This is a genomic window from Curtobacterium sp. USHLN213, assembly GCF_037144815.1.
In the GTDB taxonomy this organism is placed as follows: Bacteria; Actinomycetota; Actinomycetes; order Actinomycetales; family Microbacteriaceae; genus Curtobacterium.
Genome location: NZ_JBBCYQ010000034.1, coordinates 1 through 437 on the forward strand (window position 1 = coordinate 1; position 437 = coordinate 437).

The 437-nt window shown below is 56.3% G+C and carries 1 rRNA gene; it reads right to left on the minus strand.

Annotated features, from left to right (window positions below):
* Nucleotides 1–34: 34 nt before the first annotated feature.
* A 16S ribosomal RNA gene (locus tag WFH25_RS19300) occupies nucleotides 35–437 on the minus strand; the annotation flags it as partial.

Below are 437 nucleotides of genomic sequence, written 5' to 3' on the forward strand. Positions count from 1 at the left end.
CCCCGAAGGACACGACGAGCCAGATGCTCCTTAGAAAGGAGGTGATCCAGCCGCACCTTCCGGTACGGCTACCTTGTTACGACTTAGTCCTAATCACCGATCCCACCTTCGACGGCTCCTTCCACAAGGGTTAGGCCACCGGCTTCGGGTGTTACCGACTTTCATGACTTGACGGGCGGTGTGTACAAGGCCCGGGAACGTATTCACCGCAGCGTTGCTGATCTGCGATTACTAGCGACTCCGACTTCATGAGGTCGAGTTGCAGACCTCAATCCGAACTGAGACCGGCTTTTTGGGATTCGCTCCACCTTACGGTATCGCAGCCCTTTGTACCGGCCATTGTAGCATGCGTGAAGCCCAAGACATAAGGGGCATGATGATTTGACGTCATCCCCACCTTCCTCCGAGTTGACCCCGGCAGTCTCCTATGAGTCCCC